A 15,677-nucleotide genomic window follows, 5' to 3' on the forward strand; every position below is an offset into this window, starting at 1 on the left:
TTATTCATCCCCCTCTTTGTACTGTAGGTGTTTAAGCCGCTCAATCTCCATGTCTTTTGCGTCAAGGTCATCGAGCAGCATGAGAATATCCGTTATCGCATCATCTGCATATACAAGTGATGACGTGTAATCTTCCCATCTTTCTCGTATTTGATCGCGTTCCTCTTTACTTAGCATTTTTACTATCTACTTTCAGGGCTTCGTCTACAATTTGCCCAATAATATGCCTTATACGGCGATCATTCGTTACTGTGTCAGAATTGTAATAATTTACTTTCTCCAACGCTTTGCGGTATAGTTCGTTTTCTTCCCGTAACTCTTTCACTTCATCTTCAAGGTCACAGGTATAACAACTGCGCCTTAATATGTCATGTTTGCAGATTTTACTCATTCCCATTCCTCCACGTTATATTGTTGTTTCAACCGCTCACTAAACTGCTCAAACCATTCTCGTACTTCCCGTTTCGTATGGGCTAGGTTGTGGCAGATCAGACAGACACTCGCACCGTTCCACGGTTGATTTCCACCCATTTGCGAACGATAGATGCAATGATGGATATGCTCTGCTATTCTGCCACACCGGACACATTGGTAGTTGTCGCGTTCCAGAATTAACTTGCGGACTTTGGGAGAGAATTCGGAACGTGATTTGCGTTTTAGTGTTTTTCTTGGGTAGCTAGGTTTCGGTACCGCCCGGACTTCAAACATCGGACAACAACTCCGGATTTTCGTAGATGTTGCCGATGATTTCGCATACCTCGTTGTAATCAGATAAATATTCCATATAAGTATCTACGACATCATAAACCGGTCGAATCCAGTATGCTCCGTTGTCCCAAACGACTAAGTTTAATCCCGTCTCGTCGTCGCGGAGGATATCCCCCTCATAAATCTCCTTGCCGTTCCGATCTTTGAGTCCGGTGTATTGCATTTTTACAAAATCTGGGCTGTTCCAAATCAAGTCAAAGGCCGTTATATTTAATACGTCGTAAATCATAGACGGACTGAAATCCGTACGCATCCATCCTTTGCTATCCCACGCCCGAAATTTTATCTCCCTCATTGTTAAACCACTCCCCGCATTATTGACCATCTTTCTCGAATGTTACTTTCAACGCTTTCCCTCTTCCGAAGGCGATTAACTTCATAAGCGGAGCCATTTCTGATGCAGGCACATCCAGTTGGATCCTTGCTGATCCATCACCTGAAACTTTTATTGCCGTTTGTATGGCGGGGATTGAAGCAATTAGCATTATCTTTTCCAAACCAGTCCACCTCACTTGGTTTTAGCAGGAGCGGATTATTCCGCCCCTGGTGTTGAATTCGTTTCTTTCTGTGTATCAATCGCTTCATTGGTAGCTGGATTATATTCGTACTCAATATCCGCATTTGGAACCATCGTCATATCCTCGTCCATATCAAGTTTCACAGTTTCGTCTTGGGCTAGTTGACGCTGGACTTCTACGGATAGCGGCATGTATTTGATCATCTGTTTCAGGCAGGTTTTCTTTGCCATGGCATCGAATTCCGTTGCCCACGGCCCGTATATCTCACCTGTTTTAAAGTTTTTTGATTTCGTGTATTTGTCGCGATACTTGATTACGTCCTCTTTGGTCATGTAGTAGAAATACTCGCCGCCATCTTTTGTTTTGGCATAGGCGTAATATTTGGTCACGTCTCCGCGCTCTCCGTGCATGAACGGTTTGTGTGTAAGGTGTCCATTGCTTCCATATTCCACTTCAAAGGTGTCATTTTCGTAGACTTCATTGGCGGTAATGGTTTGTATTTCTCCAGTCCGCCGGGTAAGGTCGATCATTCCCTTATAACCAATCTGGAACTGTGCGTTTGTGGAATTTGTTTTGCTGTCCCAGAAGGGAACTAAGTAAGCGTGACCTAAAGGACCTGGTTCAAGTCCTAACTGAGCCGACAACATCACAGCTCCCATAAGGGATTCTTGTGTACATTCCAAAAGTTTCGGGTTTTGCCGTATAGTTGTTAATGCAATTCGTGCCAAACGGTCTGCGGTCATGTGTTTTGGTAGTGCCCTGGCAATCTGAGGAGCCAATCTTTTGAGCATACCGTCGATGGTTTTTGCCGGATCTACTTGTGACGGTCTGTTTTCTGCCACTGTAGAAAGTGCGTTTTTTAAATCCTGTTGCTTTTGAGTTGCCATGCTTATCCCCCTATTCGATCGTGAATCTGCGGCCTTTAGCCGTGTTTTTCCAGCAGACTTTCCGTTCATTCACAAATCCAATTTCTTTGTCACCGAGCATCATTTTGAGTCGGTTCTTTGCTTCCTCTGCCCGTTCTGCTGCTTCTTTTTCTTCCGCTTTGTATGCTTCGTATTGATCGATATACAGTTTTGCTTCGTCCGGTAGATTGCAAATAGATCGGTCGGATTTTGGATACAGAATTTTCATCACTTCTGTAGTGGCGGGAGAACCGTCCGCCATTGGCATGGTGCGAGTTTCTACTTTTCTCCAAAAATCCGCTTCGATTTTGATAATGTAGTCGATCATTTCCTGGTCCCGTTCGATCTTTTTCCAGACAAACTTATTCCCGCCGATCAGAACCGCGATATACATATGATTGAATTGGCAAACTTCCATGTAGTGCTGAATTTGGAGCATATATGAGTTCGGAATATCTTCTCCTTGCCATTCTTCCTTTAGATATTCCGACGCGGTTTTACACTCGAGTCCCGCATTTTCTCCGATAACCACGCGATCAAGGTTTGCGATCATCCACGGATATTTCGGATGTCGGAACATCACATTTCTGCGCCTGACCTTGATTCCGGTTCTCTTTTGAAACTCTTCCGCGATTACATCCTCCATGCGAGTTCCCCAGTAGGCGGCTTCGCTTTGTTCATCTTCTTCGGGCCATTCTCCGATTTTTTCGAGATAGACCTGAATGGCGGACTTGTATTTGTTGAGTCCGGCGATTGCGGATACATCCGAACCGCCAATTCCTTTCCTGCGCCATTCCAACCATTCATCCCGGCCCATGTCTTTGGTTGCGGCTAGAATGTTAATGCTCATATAGACTTCCCTCCTGGATTAATGATCAATATTATGGGTTCTTCTTTGATCGCCAATCGGTTGGAAAGCGACTCATTTTCCGCTTCTAAATTCTTGCAGTAGGCTTCCAAGTGGCTTATCGTTTCTTTAAGCATTTTGTTATGTGCAATGACATCCGTGAGAATCACGATGTTTGCGTCAATTAATTCAGTTGGTTTTATCGCGCTCATATACTCACCTCATTTGTTTATTGAGGATGCCCGTGGTATAATTAGATAGGTGTATATCGATGCCATGAGCATCCAGAATCCTCATTCGTTGTCGGACGATGGGGATTTTTCTTGTTCATTTGTCACGCCCATCACGCTCCTACTCCCACTAAGGCTTTTTTCATCGTTTCCACAACCTGCTTGTATTTAGCGGCTTCCTCCCTGTATTCATAGGCTTTTTTAAATGTTGTGGCTTTCATTTCTTCCGCTAAACTTTTCAGGAAAAAATCCTCTTGCCCAGTTATCTCCACCCATTCCAACATCTCTGTAACACTGATCTTTCGTTCCCCTGATTCGACCATGCTGACCTTGGATTGTGTGGTATACATCTTTTTGGCTAACTCCAGTTGAGTAAGCCCTGCTCGTTCTCTACATCTTCCTAATAGTTCCCCCGTTTTCTTTGAATCCACCTTCGATTTCACCGCCTTCCAAATTTGTGATATTGAACCTACTTCCATATCACAAAATTATGAGTAGAGTTAAAGATGTACCTCGCAAGAACAACCTCGATGTACACCCTCTCAATAGCCTCTCAAATGCTTCACTTCCTCTCAATGCCGCCTGGCAAACCCTCTCATTGTCAGGTGGCAATTTCCACACCAACAGATTTCAAGGCAGCGAGACATATTGCCATTGGTGCGGATGTATGTTCAATCAGCTCGTCGAATGTCACTATTGCTCCATACGTTCGACCTTCGTACAACTGGACTTGCCATTTAAAACCATCCTGACCGTATAAGTTGATTCCGTACCCATCATTCTTGAGTTTTTCCAACACTTGCCAAGCGTCTGATATTGATTCCGTAAAGTACCTGAGAGGTATTAATACATCCCATCCATCCGATTCAATTAGCACGTGGTAATCATCCTCCGCATGTCGACAGACAATTTTCTCGTGTCCGAAAATGTACTTTTCAATCAGTACGTCAATCTCCCGATTTGTCACGCCGATTCCTCCTCAATATTGACCTGTGCAATGGGTTTCTCTGTGGAATAGTGAAACTCAATCAACTTCGGATCATCGTCATTCGTCTCGATGAAAGCTACCGTTTGACCATCCTCTTTCATGCGCTTTGCAAATATGGCGAGCGCTTGTTTCAAAGTCTCGTCTTTCATATAGGCCTCCTTTTGCGACTGCTCTGACAAGCGGCAGTCGATTACTATACATGCTTCACAGATGTGGCAGTAGGTTTTCTCTCCGCACTCTGGACACATGCGATATGCTGGCTCGCTATATTTGTGTAGAGTGCAGATGGTTGGGAGTTCTAGGCGTTCAGCCGTTGATAGCATTGTCATCCTCCCTTTCTGTGTCGTCCTCTACAATGGACCATCGACCATGAATTATTTGGTAAAAAGAAACTTGGCTATTATGAGGAAAGTCTTTGAACATTTCCCAATCGTTTGGATCTTCATCATGAGACCACTCGACCCGAATCGTTTTCCCTTCTTTATACGCCTTCAACGCTTCCTCGAAGCTGACGTATCGCGGTAGTATTTGCCATTTGGTGCTGAAAAAAATTGGACTAAGAGTAACGTATTCCGGATCATCTAAACCACCAAAGCTTACGTCTTTTATTCCGGCGCAGCTTCTTTCGATTACGAAATTATGACGGTTTACCGCTTTTGCTTTTTGACCCGGTTTTAACACGCTTATGATTTCAGTCGCGCTGTAGGTTTTCATGTTCATTCACCATCCTTTCAATACACAATTTTTAGTAAGTCAGAATCATCTTCTTTCAACTTCTCGAAATCGTGATAACTGCACATTTCACCATAAACTGCCATTTCGTATAGTTCTGTGCAGACAGCCTCGGCATATTCTTTGCTGATCCAAACATCCCCATATTCACTTTGGAAAGGAGACTCTGCGATGTGCTGAAGCATCTTTTCGAATTGTTCAGGCCTCATTCGCACAGCTTCCAAGAACATGTCAGTGTAGGTTTTCATGGTCATTCACTCTCCTTAGCGATTTGTACCAACTCACGAAACAACCGAATCGCCGCATCGTACTGTTTACGATATTTGCCTTCTGGATATACGTCCGCCACTCTCTTTTCAAACTCATTCAACGTACCTTTCCAGCAGCCGCAGAATACGGTATCCAGATCAACGTGATAGACGGTTTTGCTGTTGCGACTACCGATGTTGTCGACTGACATAAAGGTTTGACCATAGACTCGCGTTACATTAGCATTTGACAGGTCGGCTCCGCGTAGGTCAGCTCCGCGTAGGTCAGCTCCGCGTAGGTCAGCTCCGCGTAGGTCAGCTCCGTATAAGTCGGCTCCACACAGTTTGGCTCCGTGTAGGTTGGCTCCGCGCAAATCGGCTCCACGCATGTATGCTACGCGCAAATCGGCTCCGTGTAGGTTGGCTACGCACAGGTCGGCTCTGCGCAGGTTGGCTCGCTCGCCGCCTTCCTCGTAGTACCACCATTTACGATGCTCCTCTAGGATTTCGTTGAGTTGCTCTTGTGTGAGTTTCATTGATTCTCACTCTCCCCTTTGCTTAGGAACTGATCTTGCGTTCTTGCTGGGACATCCACTCGTTTAGCGTTTCTCGCCGGAACACGATCCTTCTCCGCAATCTCACATGTGGGATTTGCTTTTCTCTCACCATTGTGTAAATCGTGTCAACATGAACACCTAGATATTCTGCGGCTTCATTAACGGTCATTGTGGATTTCATGATTACACCGCCTTTTCGCCAACTAATTCTTGCTTGAACTTGTTGATAAAGTAGATTTGACCTTTCCCTGTTACTTTCGGTGTTTTTGTGACACGAACGCTTCCGTCCGGATTGTTTACGGTAGTCGTTTTGATTTCAAACAACCCCAATTCCATTGACTTTTGAGTGGGTAGGTTGTAATACTCGCCCTTACTCCCGAGATAACCCTCTTTTCTTAGCCACTCGAACAATCGATTCTGACCTATCTCCACGCCGTTTTGCTTTAAAAGTTTGGCTAGTTCTCCAACTAAGATCGTGTTGCTGGAGATTTCTAACGCTTCCGCAAAAATCACTTTTGGCTTGTCGAGTTGAATCTTTTTTTCTGCTGCAAGACGCGCTTGCCGTTCCTCTTTCAATTTGGTTGCCAGTTGGATTAAGAAATCAGGACTCGTCAATGCTTTTTCCAGTGTGCCTGGTGTCATGTAGGCACCGTGCTTTCTTACCGAAGGGATCACTTCATCAAACACCCAGGACTCGAATTTTTCAGCGTCCGGTAGCTTTGATTTGGTGATCAACCGATATAGATTGCCTTCGTCGATAAATCGTTTTTGTTGTTCTCGTCCTAATGAGTCGATGACTGAACGAATCGTGCACCCATCTGCTCGGCAATGATCTCTAACAGCTTTTTGGGGGTTAGAATAGCCGAGGGCTAAACCTACATCTGTTGCACCGAACCAGAATTTTTCACCTTCAACTAGAAGCTCAACATTTCCAAAAGCCGGATGGTTAAAGATTTGTGGTAGATTATCCATTCAAACATCATCCTTTCAAGGATTTTTCTTCTCCTTTATCGAAGTGAGTCATCGGAAGAATCGAACTTTGGCGAGTGGTGTTCTTCCGTATCTTCGAGGGAAGGAGGGTATAAAATGTCGAGTTATGGTGAAGCAAAGATTCAAGTTGCGAAAGAACTTACTTTGGCAGCACTAGAGAAGGTTTCTATTGGTAGTCTGACTACAAAAGGATCCGCAAATGAAGTGGCCGAGAAAGTTTCAGACATGTACGAGATTATTTTTAAGAAAGTTGATGAAGTATGCTAAACTCGCGGGCTTGTTATGCAAGCCCCTCCTTCTTCAAAACCATTAAGAGTTGTGTCGCTTCACAAATTACCAATATGTTTTGGCGAACCTCTTCCCCGTCCTTAACTGCGTTAAGTTCAAAATTGGCTTTCGATAGAAACTCGATTTGCTCTTCGATAATCCCTGCGATTTCTTTCATCTTTCATCTCTCCTTTGATTTGATTAGGCTGACGTGGATGTTTGTTCATTTTTCACATCTAACTCTCTCGCAAGCACCATCAGAATATAGGCGTTCTTGGAAACACCTATTTTATTTGAAAGAAGTGCAATTCTTTCGTCTAAATCCTTATTGAGACGCAAGGTTATTTGGCTTCTTTTAGGTGAATTCACTTTGACTCACCTCCTCGTTTACATCATAAGGTGAATTCACTTAGATGTCAATATGATTCTTTGTGCAATCAATAAAAAAGTGTACAATCTACATATGCATTCAATTTGCATTCACTTTGAAAGGAATTTTGTATATGGCTACAGATAAACGTCAATTCACATTGCGTCTGCAAGAAGAGAACTTTCAAAAGATCAAAGTTATTGCTGAAAAATCAAAGCGTTCCATCGCTATGCAGATCGAATTTCTTGTCGAGCAATACATCGCCGAGTATGAGAATGAGCACGGCGTTATTGAAATTCCAGAAGGAGATGAATAATATGTCTCAATCATGCATACGTTGTGGCTTCGATCGTCATATTGAAGGTGCAGAATACTGCCAGAATTGTGGATTTGGATTGGATGGAAACAACTGCACAAATCCACACTGCGTCATGAACAATGACGATGAACCTGAATCCTGCCCTGTTGATGCCTGTTATTGTCCGTACTGTGGATCAGAGACTTCGTTTTTCCGGGATGGGATTATTAAACCCATCAATCGGCGCGAATGATTTCATGCGGACTCCCCACAGAACAAACAGTTCTATCGATATTCGATCCACAGAACGCACAATAATTAGGTGGAATTTTATATTCAGTTGCCTTCAAACATTTAGGACACTCAATCACAAGTCGCTCATCCGCGTCTTTCGCCTGAATATCCATGATACGTTGTTCATCCATCTTTCATCTCTCCTTTGATTTGGTTAGGCTGATGCGGAAGGTTTGTCTTTGATAACTTTTTTATCATCGAATCGCAAAAAAATATCTGGGAACAATTTTTTTGCATCAACTTTGTAGTAGTTCTCGAATTTAAACATAGTATCGCGCCCAGGATTAACACTTCCGCTTTCAAGTTTCCGAACATAAACCTCGGATATATCAAGGTCTTGTGCTACTTGTAGTTGTGTTTTCCTTTTCTTGTTGCGTTCGGAAATAAGACGCTCACGTTTCATGTTCGATCTCCTTTCTTTGATAAATTTTTTATCATTGTGTAACCAATATACCATGATAAATAATTTATCGTCAATACATTTGCGAAAAATATTTTATCATTTGTTTCGTATGATAATTTTTTTATCTATAATACTTGGGGAAGGTGGTGAAAACCATGCTTGGGAAACGGTTAAAGGAACTAAGAGGTAAAAGGACTCAAGAAGAAGTGGCGAGAATATTCGGGATTTCTCGTGCTAGATATTCACATTATGAGAATGATCGAGTGCAACCAGACAATGACTTATTAAGAAAAATGGCAGACTTTTTCGGTGTATCCGTTGACTATTTGCTTGGTCGTGTAGAGAATCCAAAAGAAATTCTAACCGATGATGAAAGGGAAATGTATGATGCTGTTGGAAATATGCCATTTGAGAAGTTAAGGGAATTATTTGAATTCCCGGAGGCCGAAGAGGAAGATATCAAAGATATAATCAAACAAATAGAACTGATAAAAATTAGACGAAACCAAATAAAAAACAGGGGTTAACCCTGCTCACGTAAGTATTTTCGTAATCAGATAATACAGATCAAATCTTCCGTCAATTAAATCCACAATTATTACCATGATTAGTTTCGTGATCTTCTTCAACAATAATGACCAATCTGACTTAGTCTTAACCTTTTTCTTTTTTGGAAATTGCGGTTGTTGAGACACCCATATTACCTTCCTTTCGGTAGCTTGGCAAGCATGTCCATTGTGGAGTTAGCCCCATAGCTTTCCGTCACCGTCTTTCGACGGTTTTGGCTTTATCGTTGGAGATGCATTTTACTACATTATTTTCGGAATGTTATGTCTATAGTGTCAGTGTAAAAATAGTAGTTTGCTAAGGGGGTACTTATAATAATAGAACGTATGTTCGTGTTTTGCAAGGAAATATTTTCCATTGTATTTGAAATATAGGAGAGGATGGCGTTGGAAAATCAAAGTTCAGCCGCGCAAATAAAATCGGAGACGCATGGATTAGCTGCGTTTATCGATGTTGAAACGACAGGGTTAGATCCATTTGATGATGAAATTATCGAGTTCTCAATTGTTCTTTTTGAATTTGATCGTAAGACAGGAGAATTCACCGATATTATAGACGAATATACAGGACTTAAAGAACCGATCGGAAAACGCATCCCGCGAGCCGCGACTCGTGTCAATGGGATTACAAACGATATGGTAGAAGGCGAAGAATTAGATGACGACAAGATTATTTCTTTAATTCATTCAGCGGAGTTTATTGTGGCTCATAACGCTAAATTCGATCGCTCATTTGTCGAAATGGAATATCCAAAACTTGATTGGACGAACAAGCCGTGGCTCTGCTCCATGAATGGCATTGGCTGGAAGCGTAAAGGGTTTGCATCCAAAGGTCTGCAAAATCTTTTGAAAGATCATGGAATTGAAGTTAATAACGCGCATAGAGCGGCAAATGATGTTCGCGCCGCTTTGATGTTGCTTTCTCAAAAAAATTCAAAAGGTGAATATTACTTTAAAGAATTACTCCGAAATAACGAACGTAAAGAAAAGGCCAGATTGAAGAAAATACAGAATCAAGTTGCAGAGAATCAAGTAAGACCAGAACCACGAGAAAAGCAGAGTCTTGAAATGAAAGTAAATATTGCTGATGTTATTAGAGAAATACAAATAGAAAAAGGCGAAATTCCGCAAGAAGAAGCTGCCAAAATTGAACCGAATAGCACAAAATCAAGCATTAAACCGATGTGGTATGTGTTTTGGTTAATCCTTTTGGTAATTGTATTTATTTCCTTTGGATTTATCGGGGCGGGTGTTGTTGTAGGCGGATTTGTTTGGTGGTTTGGACGAAAAAATCCAAAAAATAAATTCCAGCCCACCCGGGCTTTTCTTTTTCAGGAGGGAGTAAGATGGCATCGATAGAGAAACGCGGGAAAAACAGCTTTCGGTTAGTTGTGGAAGCGGGATATGACGCAAACGGAAAGCGGATCAAGCGAACAAAAACAGTCAAAGTGAAAACCAAACGGGAAGCAGAAATCGAACTGGCTAAGTTTGTTGCGGAAGTTCAATCCGGTGAGTATATCGCCCCAGAAAAGATGACGCTTTCTGCTTTCTCCGAGAGAGAATGGTTACCCAAATACGCCGAAAAGAAATTCGCTCCCTCATCACTGAAGCATTACACCTACCAATTACGAGCACAGATCCTTCCTGCTCTTGGACATTTGCGGCTCGATCAAATAAAAACCATGCATCTTATTAACTTTTTTAACGAATTGGACAAGCCTACCGCACGAAAGGACGGAAAAGAGAAGCCGCTTTCGGGAGCCACAAAACAATTCATATACAAGGTTCTGAAAAATGTTCTGGATCGTGCGAAAGATTGGCAAGTCATACAAAACAATCCTATAGACGGCGTAAAGATGCCAGCTCGCGATAATGTAGAAATGAAATATTACGACAGCTCAGAAGCAAAGAAGGTCATTCAGAAACTATACGAAGAACCTGCTCTATGGAGATTGTATTTTATCGCTTCCATGATCGGCGGATTTCGGCGCGGGGAATTGTTGGCTTTAGAGTGGCGACATGTAGATTTTGATGAAGGCACGTTTAGCATCGAGCAGTCTCTTTCGTTGACGGTCGATAAACAACCGATTATAAAACCGCCTAAGACTAAAAGTTCCATTCGGAAGGTAGATATGCCAGAATGGTATATGGAAGAACTTAGGCAATATCGGTTAGAATGGGTAAAGTATAAGGATGACGTTGGGGACGCATGGGAGGAAGAACGCGAATTTGTTTTTCACAACGAATTCGGCCGACCGTTTCATTTCCACACCCCAACAATCAAATGGCGGGACTTCATCAAAAAACACGGACTAAAAAAGATCCGGTTGCATGACCTTAGACACACGGCCGCCACTCTGTTGATAGAAACTGCAATTGAGCAGGGAATTGATGCGGATGTGACGCTGAAAGGCGTTCAGCAACGACTCGGACATTCCACGTTTGCTATGACGGCCGACACTTACGCGAAGGTAACGAAACGAATGAGCAAAAAGCTGGCGGGGAACCTGGAAGTATTTGACCCGAGAAAATTCGTCCCCAATTCGTCCCCAAAGGATAAAAGCATATAAGGAAAACCCTATAATTATGAGTATTTTTCAAACAAATTCATCTACCAGAGATGTACAATGAGAGGGAATCAACTGGTAAAAGGATGTGGAACATATGGCGGAGCAACCTGCCTGGCGGACTGTCGAACTGCCGGAGGGATCGGATCTTGTAAAGAAAGAATTGTTTGATTTCCAATGTGAGAAAGGGCAATTCCTGATTGAATTATTCGAAACGATGGATGGTAAATTTTACGCAATCGGAACGGATAAAGACCCGAATGCCAAAATGGTCATTTACGGAAGCCATGTAGTCAGTGATAAAAGAATCGCCTTGCAGACGGTCCTGGAAAAAATTGACCGCGAGGGCACGTGGGTCGATTAAAGAGACGGATTATTGTGCATTTCAGGACGTTCTTTCAACAGACTAAAAAATGTGGAAGTTTTATCCCGGTTCAGAATCAACAGGAACGGCCGGTTATGATCCAACACCAGCATGCGTAGCTGGGGACCTGTATTTACAATCACAAACAGTTCCGATACGGTGATATTGAGCTTTTGTACCTGAACGGGTGGCTGCAGCGGAATTTTAAAAATCAGTCCCTGCTTTACGTCAATTTTTGATTCGGGTGCAAGCTGTACATCCTTTGTGAGCCACTGACTGACTTCCGATTGAATCTGTTCCGTGTTGCAAAACCGTTTCGTTACTTTCCCTTCTCCCGCGTCGAACTGCTCAATGTCTGCCCGCATCATCGGTTCTGCCAATGCGCACAGATTCGAAAACAGCAAGAGCAAGCAAAACAGGGCGGCAGATACAAGTTTTCTTGACATGAGTGAACTCCTCCTGGTGTCTGAACTACATACCTGTCTGCTAAAGAGATACCCGGTCGTACTGACCGGGTTTAACGGTGTGCTCTATCGATTGTCGTCATAATCGTACCGAAATCCGTCATGCTGTGCTTCCGTACCGGCACTATCCCGTTCCGAAATCTCATCCAGTACGGCCGACATATCGACAGACTGAATTGCCGATGCGCCCCCAACATTGGCACGAACGGCCGTCTTGACCATGCCCGCCAAAATGGATTCGTCAGCCGTCTTCTCTACCTGCCGGATCACTTTTTCTGTCGCATCCGATTGTTCCAACTGCTGGTGTAACCGCTTGTCCATATCGGCACCTCCGCCGTACGTTTTGGAAAACGTGCAGGTGCGACAATCAGCCACCGCCCCACCTTACGTAAAGTATTGGACAACTGCCTCCGGAAAATACGTTGCAATGTAATGACGAATCGTTTCGTCCAAATCACGGGCCTGCTCATCCGGATATACATATTTTCCGCGACCGTATTTTCCCCATTTATACTTTCGTTTTTCTTCCTCCATTTCGAGTTTCGTCTTTGGATACCGTTCCAGAATTACTTTTTTGGCAGTCGGCGTAAACCGGTGTTGAATCAGTTCGAATGTCAAATCTTTCTTGGCTTCCTGAATTAATGTGTCTGCCAACGTCCGAAACAGTTTTTCATAGCCTTCCTGCCACCCTTTATACACCATTAAGGGCGCAACAATAAAACCAAGTGGAAAACCCGCTCGGGCTACTTTACCGGCCGCCTCCACCCGTTCCTGAAAATGGGAGGTGGCCGGTTCAAAGTTGCGAATTACATATTCGGAATTAACTGAAAAACGAAAACGGGTGTGCTGATTATGACGCGCGTCCAGCAGTGAATCGACATTTGCATATTTGGTAACGAAGCGCAGTCGCCCCAATTCCTCCTGCCCGAAAAACTCGATCATTTTATGCAGTGACCCGGTCAGATGTTCCACACCGACCGGGTCAGAAGAACAGGCTGCCTCAAACGTGGTGATGTTCGGTGCTCGCCGTTCTATATATTTCTTGGCAGTCGCCAGTATTTCGTCAATGTTAACATACACACGCACATACGGTTTCTTGCCCATCGTCGTTTGCAGGTAACAATAGTGACAGTGGCCCATGCAGCCGGTCGATGGGGGAAGTGAATAATCGGCAGACGGTTTTGATTGCTCCAAATCCATCGATTTCTTAATGCCCACCACCAAAGTGTTTTTGGCGTTACGGTAAGCCTGCTGCGGTGTATCTCCCGGAATGCCGACCACCCGGTTGTGAGAAGGCGTGATTTTAATCGGGGTGCCCATTTCTTTAAATTGCCGATAAAGCCTGTCTCCCATTTCGTAATCGAGCGCTTTCGGTTCAAAAAACACCAGATCCGGCATAAATGGCTTCGTTTTGGGAAGCGCGAGCGGTTTCTCACCTATAGTTGCCATCTGTATGATCCCTCGCCCTCTAGGAATGAACTGTGCTGACCCCCCAGAAATAATACAGAAAAATCGCCAGCAAACAGCCAAGCAGGGAACCGACAATCACTTCAATCGGCTGATGCCCCAGCATTTCTTTCAATTGTTTCGTGCGACGACGATAAAACAACATCGCCCTGCCTTTGTATTGTTCCTCTAAATGCCGATCAAAATCCGCTTCCAGTTTGTTCAAAGCCATGGCCGTTTCCCCAGCGTGCCGCCTGATCCCCATCGCATCATACATCACAATCAGCCCCAACGTGACAGCAATCGCAAAAAAAGGCGAATCAAACCCTTCCGTCAACCCGAGACTGACTGCCAGACAGGAAACGGAAGCTGAATGGGAGCTCGGCATTCCACCCGTGTTAAAAATAAGCCGCCAATTCCACTTTTTATCAGTTAAAAAATAAATGGGCACCTTCACTGCTTGCGCCAGAAAGGTGGCCAACAAGGCCGCCACCAACGGATAATTGAAAAAAAACGTATGCATGAGATCCTCCGGCCACATCTAAAAATCTGGTTAGGAAAACTTGGCTTCGCCAAGCCTAAGCGCAGGCGAACCTTAGTTGCCCTTATGTCGATAGGATATAATATATAAAATCCTATTGACCAAAAAAACGCTCAAAAAATTTGAGCGTTCCGTCTTACGACAACAAGTCAGCCAACGTGTTCCGATCAAGCTTTTTAATGACCGCAAGCAAAAGTTTCGCCGCGTTGTCAAAATCGTCACGATGCATAATGGCCGCATGGCTGTGTATGTAGCGGGTCGGGAACCCGATCACAAGGGACGGCACCCCTTTTTTGTGAAGATGCACGCGACCTGCATCTGTTCCGCCGCCTGCCATCGATTCAAACTGTACCGGAATTCCTTCGGCTTCCGCTGTATCCAGCACAAAATTCAGCAGTTTATGGTGCGGCACCATCGACGCATCGTACAGCACGACCAACGGACCTTTGCCGCATTTGCTGTTTGGCATCTGTTCCTCTGACATCCCGGGCGTATCGCCTGCAATTCCCACATCAAGCGCAAAGAAAATATCCGGATCCACTACATGCGGACTGGTCATCGCGCCGCGCAGGCCGACTTCTTCCTGTACAGTCGCTCCGCTGTATACGATGTTTGGATGCGATTCGTTTTGCAATTGATGCAGGACTTCAACCGCCAACGCGCAACCGGAACGGTTGTCCAACGCTTTGCCCATGATAAACTTTTCATTCTTCATGATCGTGAAAGGACAGATCGGGACAATCATATCGCCTGGCCGAACGCCAAATTCTTTTGCCTCTTCCGCACTCGACGCCCCGATGTCGATAAACATGTCCTTGATCTGCACCACTTTATTTCGCTCTTCCGGCGACAGTACATGCGGCGGTTTGGAACCGATCACACCGACAATATCGCCTTTTCTCGTTTTGACCAACACCCGCTGGGCAAGCATCACCTGCGACCACCAGCCGCCGAGCGTCTGAAACTTGATATACCCTTTTGAATTGACGTGCGTCACGATAAATCCAACTTCATCAAGGTGACCGGCTAACATGATTTTCGGTCCGTTTGCGTCGCCTGTTTTTTTCGCGATAATGCTTCCCAAGTTATCGGTCAAAATCTCATCCGAGAGAGGTTGCAAATAGTTTCGCATCAAACTGCGAATTTCCTGTTCCTGGCCGGGAACACCCGCCGCTTCCGTGAGTTCTTTAAACATCGCCATTACGCGATCCATTCAAATCCCCCCATTCCTGTTAAAAAAACTGTAAAAAACAACTAACTTCTATTGTAGTATAAAACATTCTACTTTGCATAGTAGTCCTGTTTACGTTAGGA

General features: G+C 44.1%; 31 protein-coding genes and 1 riboswitch. Of the genes, 6 read left to right on the forward strand and 25 right to left on the reverse strand.

The features are described 5' to 3' along the window. The 16 genes from skT53_RS07540 to skT53_RS07615 all read right to left on the reverse strand — a co-directional run bounded on the left by skT53_RS07540 (position 1) and on the right by skT53_RS07615 (position 6,765). Entirely contained in the window at positions 1–177 is a 177-nt protein-coding gene (locus skT53_RS07540; RefSeq protein ID WP_200760483.1) for a hypothetical protein, read from the reverse strand. Continuing rightward, the gene (locus skT53_RS07545; protein WP_200760484.1) at positions 167–391 is read right to left on the reverse strand and encodes a hypothetical protein; all 225 of its coding nucleotides are present in this window, start codon (positions 389–391) and stop codon (positions 167–169) included. Before skT53_RS07545 ends, skT53_RS07540 begins: the two co-directional genes overlap by 11 nt. Next, positions 388–708: an HNH endonuclease gene (locus skT53_RS07550; protein ID WP_200760485.1), complete on the reverse strand. Its 321-nt coding sequence runs from the start codon at positions 706–708 to the stop codon at positions 388–390. Before skT53_RS07550 ends, skT53_RS07545 begins: the two co-directional genes overlap by 4 nt. Next, the gene (locus tag skT53_RS07555) at positions 701–1,063 is read right to left on the reverse strand and encodes a YopX family protein (RefSeq protein ID WP_200760486.1); all 363 of its coding nucleotides are present in this window, start codon (positions 1,061–1,063) and stop codon (positions 701–703) included. The genes skT53_RS07550 and skT53_RS07555 overlap by 8 nt, the downstream gene beginning before the upstream one ends. 19 nt (positions 1,064–1,082) lie before the next feature. Continuing rightward, entirely contained in the window at positions 1,083–1,265 is a 183-nt protein-coding gene (locus skT53_RS07560) for a hypothetical protein (RefSeq protein WP_200760487.1), read from the reverse strand. A gap of 35 nt (positions 1,266–1,300) precedes the next feature. Continuing rightward, positions 1,301–2,173, reverse strand: a complete 873-nt coding sequence (gene recT / locus skT53_RS07565; protein WP_200760488.1) for a recombination protein RecT — start codon at positions 2,171–2,173, stop codon at positions 1,301–1,303. Between the two features lie 10 nt (positions 2,174–2,183). Further along, positions 2,184–3,041, reverse strand: a complete 858-nt coding sequence (locus skT53_RS07570; protein ID WP_200760489.1) for a YqaJ viral recombinase family nuclease — start codon at positions 3,039–3,041, stop codon at positions 2,184–2,186. Further along, positions 3,038–3,250 carry a hypothetical protein gene (locus skT53_RS07575; RefSeq protein ID WP_200760490.1) on the reverse strand — a complete coding sequence of 71 codons (213 nt, stop codon included), beginning with the start codon at positions 3,248–3,250 and terminating at the stop codon, positions 3,038–3,040. The genes skT53_RS07570 and skT53_RS07575 overlap by 4 nt, the downstream gene beginning before the upstream one ends. Positions 3,251–3,381: 131 nt before the next feature. Continuing rightward, positions 3,382–3,699, reverse strand: a complete 318-nt coding sequence (locus tag skT53_RS07580) for a helix-turn-helix domain-containing protein (RefSeq protein ID WP_200760491.1) — start codon at positions 3,697–3,699, stop codon at positions 3,382–3,384. 170 nt (positions 3,700–3,869) lie between these two features. Then, positions 3,870–4,235 (reverse strand): BC1872 family protein, encoded by a 366-nt coding sequence (locus skT53_RS07585; RefSeq protein WP_200760492.1) that lies wholly within the window; start codon positions 4,233–4,235, stop codon positions 3,870–3,872. Further along, entirely contained in the window at positions 4,232–4,405 is a 174-nt protein-coding gene (locus skT53_RS07590) for a hypothetical protein (RefSeq protein ID WP_200760493.1), read from the reverse strand. The genes skT53_RS07585 and skT53_RS07590 overlap by 4 nt, the downstream gene beginning before the upstream one ends. Before the next feature lie 157 nt (positions 4,406–4,562). After that, the gene (locus skT53_RS07595; protein ID WP_200760494.1) at positions 4,563–4,970 is read right to left on the reverse strand and encodes a hypothetical protein; all 408 of its coding nucleotides are present in this window, start codon (positions 4,968–4,970) and stop codon (positions 4,563–4,565) included. 17 nt (positions 4,971–4,987) lie between these two features. Next, positions 4,988–5,236, reverse strand: coding sequence for a hypothetical protein (locus tag skT53_RS07600; protein WP_200760495.1), 249 nt, complete (start codon positions 5,234–5,236; stop codon positions 4,988–4,990). 2 nt (positions 5,237–5,238) lie between these two features. After that, positions 5,239–5,772, reverse strand: a complete 534-nt coding sequence (locus skT53_RS07605) for a pentapeptide repeat-containing protein (RefSeq protein ID WP_200760496.1) — start codon at positions 5,770–5,772, stop codon at positions 5,239–5,241. Positions 5,773–5,794: 22 nt separating this feature from the next. Then, on the reverse strand, positions 5,795–5,974 hold the full coding sequence (locus skT53_RS07610) for a helix-turn-helix domain-containing protein (protein WP_404828940.1): 180 nt from the start codon (positions 5,972–5,974) through the stop codon (positions 5,795–5,797). Positions 5,975–5,976: 2 nt separating this feature from the next. Next, entirely contained in the window at positions 5,977–6,765 is a 789-nt protein-coding gene (locus tag skT53_RS07615; RefSeq protein WP_200760497.1) for a phage antirepressor KilAC domain-containing protein, read from the reverse strand. Between the two features lie 114 nt (positions 6,766–6,879). On the opposite strand from skT53_RS07615, the gene skT53_RS07620 reads away from it, so the two are divergent. Then, the gene (locus skT53_RS07620; RefSeq protein WP_200760498.1) at positions 6,880–7,050 is read left to right on the forward strand and encodes a hypothetical protein; all 171 of its coding nucleotides are present in this window, start codon (positions 6,880–6,882) and stop codon (positions 7,048–7,050) included. 13 nt (positions 7,051–7,063) lie between these two features. Here the strand turns inward: skT53_RS07620 and skT53_RS07625 are convergent, their stop codons facing one another. After that, on the reverse strand, positions 7,064–7,228 hold the full coding sequence (locus skT53_RS07625; RefSeq protein WP_200760499.1) for a hypothetical protein: 165 nt from the start codon (positions 7,226–7,228) through the stop codon (positions 7,064–7,066). 23 nt (positions 7,229–7,251) lie between these two features. Further along, a complete protein-coding gene (locus skT53_RS07630) occupies positions 7,252–7,419 on the reverse strand; it encodes a toxin-antitoxin system HicB family antitoxin (RefSeq protein ID WP_200760500.1) in 168 nt (55 codons plus the stop codon). 134 nt (positions 7,420–7,553) lie between these two features. Here skT53_RS07630 and skT53_RS07635 point away from each other — a divergent pair, with 134 nt between their 5' ends. Further along, positions 7,554–7,736 (forward strand): Arc family DNA-binding protein, encoded by a 183-nt coding sequence (locus tag skT53_RS07635; RefSeq protein WP_200760501.1) that lies wholly within the window; start codon positions 7,554–7,556, stop codon positions 7,734–7,736. A gap of 218 nt (positions 7,737–7,954) precedes the next feature. Here the strand turns inward: skT53_RS07635 and skT53_RS07640 are convergent, their stop codons facing one another. Both skT53_RS07640 and skT53_RS07645 read right to left on the reverse strand, forming a co-directional pair. Continuing rightward, on the reverse strand, positions 7,955–8,143 hold the full coding sequence (locus tag skT53_RS07640) for a hypothetical protein (protein WP_200760502.1): 189 nt from the start codon (positions 8,141–8,143) through the stop codon (positions 7,955–7,957). A 23-nt stretch (positions 8,144–8,166) separates the two neighbouring features. After that, the gene (locus skT53_RS07645) at positions 8,167–8,415 is read right to left on the reverse strand and encodes a helix-turn-helix domain-containing protein (RefSeq protein WP_200760503.1); all 249 of its coding nucleotides are present in this window, start codon (positions 8,413–8,415) and stop codon (positions 8,167–8,169) included. A 155-nt stretch (positions 8,416–8,570) separates the two neighbouring features. Between skT53_RS07645 and skT53_RS07650 the strand changes: the two genes are divergently transcribed. The 4 genes from skT53_RS07650 to skT53_RS07665 all read left to right on the forward strand — a co-directional run bounded on the left by skT53_RS07650 (position 8,571) and on the right by skT53_RS07665 (position 11,912). Continuing rightward, complete coding sequence (locus skT53_RS07650; protein WP_200760504.1) at positions 8,571–8,942, forward strand: helix-turn-helix domain-containing protein; 372 nt, start codon at positions 8,571–8,573, stop codon at positions 8,940–8,942. A gap of 183 nt (positions 8,943–9,125) precedes the next feature. After that, positions 9,126–9,211, reverse strand: a riboswitch (cyclic di-GMP riboswitch). A 157-nt stretch (positions 9,212–9,368) separates the two neighbouring features. Further along, positions 9,369–10,340 (forward strand): exonuclease domain-containing protein, encoded by a 972-nt coding sequence (locus skT53_RS07655; protein WP_200760505.1) that lies wholly within the window; start codon positions 9,369–9,371, stop codon positions 10,338–10,340. Continuing rightward, positions 10,328–11,551, forward strand: a complete 1,224-nt coding sequence (locus skT53_RS07660) for a site-specific integrase (protein WP_200760506.1) — start codon at positions 10,328–10,330, stop codon at positions 11,549–11,551. Before skT53_RS07655 ends, skT53_RS07660 begins: the two co-directional genes overlap by 13 nt. A gap of 94 nt (positions 11,552–11,645) precedes the next feature. Further along, positions 11,646–11,912 (forward strand): hypothetical protein, encoded by a 267-nt coding sequence (locus tag skT53_RS07665; RefSeq protein ID WP_200760507.1) that lies wholly within the window; start codon positions 11,646–11,648, stop codon positions 11,910–11,912. On the opposite strand, the gene skT53_RS07670 is transcribed toward skT53_RS07665, so the two are convergent. The 5 genes from skT53_RS07670 to skT53_RS07690 all read right to left on the reverse strand — a co-directional run bounded on the left by skT53_RS07670 (position 11,909) and on the right by skT53_RS07690 (position 15,576). After that, entirely contained in the window at positions 11,909–12,358 is a 450-nt protein-coding gene (locus skT53_RS07670) for a hypothetical protein (protein ID WP_200760508.1), read from the reverse strand. The genes skT53_RS07665 and skT53_RS07670 overlap by 4 nt on opposite strands. 84 nt (positions 12,359–12,442) lie before the next feature. Next, entirely contained in the window at positions 12,443–12,697 is a 255-nt protein-coding gene (locus skT53_RS07675; RefSeq protein WP_200760509.1) for a hypothetical protein, read from the reverse strand. A 63-nt stretch (positions 12,698–12,760) separates the two neighbouring features. Continuing rightward, positions 12,761–13,825, reverse strand: a complete 1,065-nt coding sequence (splB, locus tag skT53_RS07680; RefSeq protein WP_200760510.1) for a spore photoproduct lyase — start codon at positions 13,823–13,825, stop codon at positions 12,761–12,763. 19 nt (positions 13,826–13,844) lie between these two features. After that, the gene (locus tag skT53_RS07685; RefSeq protein ID WP_200760511.1) at positions 13,845–14,345 is read right to left on the reverse strand and encodes a divergent PAP2 family protein; all 501 of its coding nucleotides are present in this window, start codon (positions 14,343–14,345) and stop codon (positions 13,845–13,847) included. A gap of 154 nt (positions 14,346–14,499) precedes the next feature. Next, entirely contained in the window at positions 14,500–15,576 is a 1,077-nt protein-coding gene (locus skT53_RS07690; protein WP_200760512.1) for a M42 family metallopeptidase, read from the reverse strand. Between the last annotated feature and the right edge of the window lie 101 nt (positions 15,577–15,677).

The sequence above is a fragment of the Effusibacillus dendaii genome, from assembly GCF_015097055.1.
GTDB lineage: Bacteria > Bacillota > Bacilli > Tumebacillales > Effusibacillaceae > Effusibacillus > Effusibacillus dendaii.

Excerpts from the sequence above, each read along its gene's own strand:
- skT53_RS07540 (WP_200760483.1), bottom strand. The coding sequence starts at position 177 with ATGCTAAGTAAAGAGGAACGCGATCAAATACGAGAAAGATGGGAAGAT.
- skT53_RS07545 (WP_200760484.1), bottom strand. The coding sequence starts at position 391 with ATGAGTAAAATCTGCAAACATGACATATTAAGGCGCAGTTGTTATACC.
- skT53_RS07550 (WP_200760485.1), bottom strand. The coding sequence starts at position 708 with ATGTTTGAAGTCCGGGCGGTACCGAAACCTAGCTACCCAAGAAAAACA.
- skT53_RS07555 (WP_200760486.1), bottom strand. The coding sequence starts at position 1,063 with ATGAGGGAGATAAAATTTCGGGCGTGGGATAGCAAAGGATGGATGCGT.
- recT (WP_200760488.1), bottom strand. The coding sequence starts at position 2,173 with ATGGCAACTCAAAAGCAACAGGATTTAAAAAACGCACTTTCTACAGTG.
- skT53_RS07570 (WP_200760489.1), bottom strand. The coding sequence starts at position 3,041 with ATGAGCATTAACATTCTAGCCGCAACCAAAGACATGGGCCGGGATGAA.
- skT53_RS07575 (WP_200760490.1), bottom strand. The coding sequence starts at position 3,250 with ATGAGCGCGATAAAACCAACTGAATTAATTGACGCAAACATCGTGATT.
- skT53_RS07590 (WP_200760493.1), bottom strand. The coding sequence starts at position 4,405 with ATGAAAGACGAGACTTTGAAACAAGCGCTCGCCATATTTGCAAAGCGC.
- skT53_RS07595 (WP_200760494.1), bottom strand. The coding sequence starts at position 4,970 with ATGAAAACCTACAGCGCGACTGAAATCATAAGCGTGTTAAAACCGGGT.
- skT53_RS07600 (WP_200760495.1), bottom strand. The coding sequence starts at position 5,236 with ATGAAAACCTACACTGACATGTTCTTGGAAGCTGTGCGAATGAGGCCT.
- skT53_RS07605 (WP_200760496.1), bottom strand. The coding sequence starts at position 5,772 with ATGAAACTCACACAAGAGCAACTCAACGAAATCCTAGAGGAGCATCGT.
- skT53_RS07610 (WP_404828940.1), bottom strand. The coding sequence starts at position 5,974 with ATGAAATCCACAATGACCGTTAATGAAGCCGCAGAATATCTAGGTGTT.
- skT53_RS07615 (WP_200760497.1), bottom strand. The coding sequence starts at position 6,765 with ATGGATAATCTACCACAAATCTTTAACCATCCGGCTTTTGGAAATGTT.
- skT53_RS07620 (WP_200760498.1), top strand. The coding sequence starts at position 6,880 with ATGTCGAGTTATGGTGAAGCAAAGATTCAAGTTGCGAAAGAACTTACT.
- skT53_RS07625 (WP_200760499.1), bottom strand. The coding sequence starts at position 7,228 with ATGAAAGAAATCGCAGGGATTATCGAAGAGCAAATCGAGTTTCTATCG.
- skT53_RS07635 (WP_200760501.1), top strand. The coding sequence starts at position 7,554 with ATGGCTACAGATAAACGTCAATTCACATTGCGTCTGCAAGAAGAGAAC.
- skT53_RS07640 (WP_200760502.1), bottom strand. The coding sequence starts at position 8,143 with ATGGATGAACAACGTATCATGGATATTCAGGCGAAAGACGCGGATGAG.
- skT53_RS07645 (WP_200760503.1), bottom strand. The coding sequence starts at position 8,415 with ATGAAACGTGAGCGTCTTATTTCCGAACGCAACAAGAAAAGGAAAACA.
- skT53_RS07650 (WP_200760504.1), top strand. The coding sequence starts at position 8,571 with ATGCTTGGGAAACGGTTAAAGGAACTAAGAGGTAAAAGGACTCAAGAA.
- skT53_RS07660 (WP_200760506.1), top strand. The coding sequence starts at position 10,328 with ATGGCATCGATAGAGAAACGCGGGAAAAACAGCTTTCGGTTAGTTGTG.
- skT53_RS07665 (WP_200760507.1), top strand. The coding sequence starts at position 11,646 with ATGGCGGAGCAACCTGCCTGGCGGACTGTCGAACTGCCGGAGGGATCG.
- skT53_RS07670 (WP_200760508.1), bottom strand. The coding sequence starts at position 12,358 with ATGTCAAGAAAACTTGTATCTGCCGCCCTGTTTTGCTTGCTCTTGCTG.
- skT53_RS07675 (WP_200760509.1), bottom strand. The coding sequence starts at position 12,697 with ATGGACAAGCGGTTACACCAGCAGTTGGAACAATCGGATGCGACAGAA.
- splB (WP_200760510.1), bottom strand. The coding sequence starts at position 13,825 with ATGGCAACTATAGGTGAGAAACCGCTCGCGCTTCCCAAAACGAAGCCA.
- skT53_RS07685 (WP_200760511.1), bottom strand. The coding sequence starts at position 14,345 with ATGCATACGTTTTTTTTCAATTATCCGTTGGTGGCGGCCTTGTTGGCC.
- skT53_RS07690 (WP_200760512.1), bottom strand. The coding sequence starts at position 15,576 with ATGGATCGCGTAATGGCGATGTTTAAAGAACTCACGGAAGCGGCGGGT.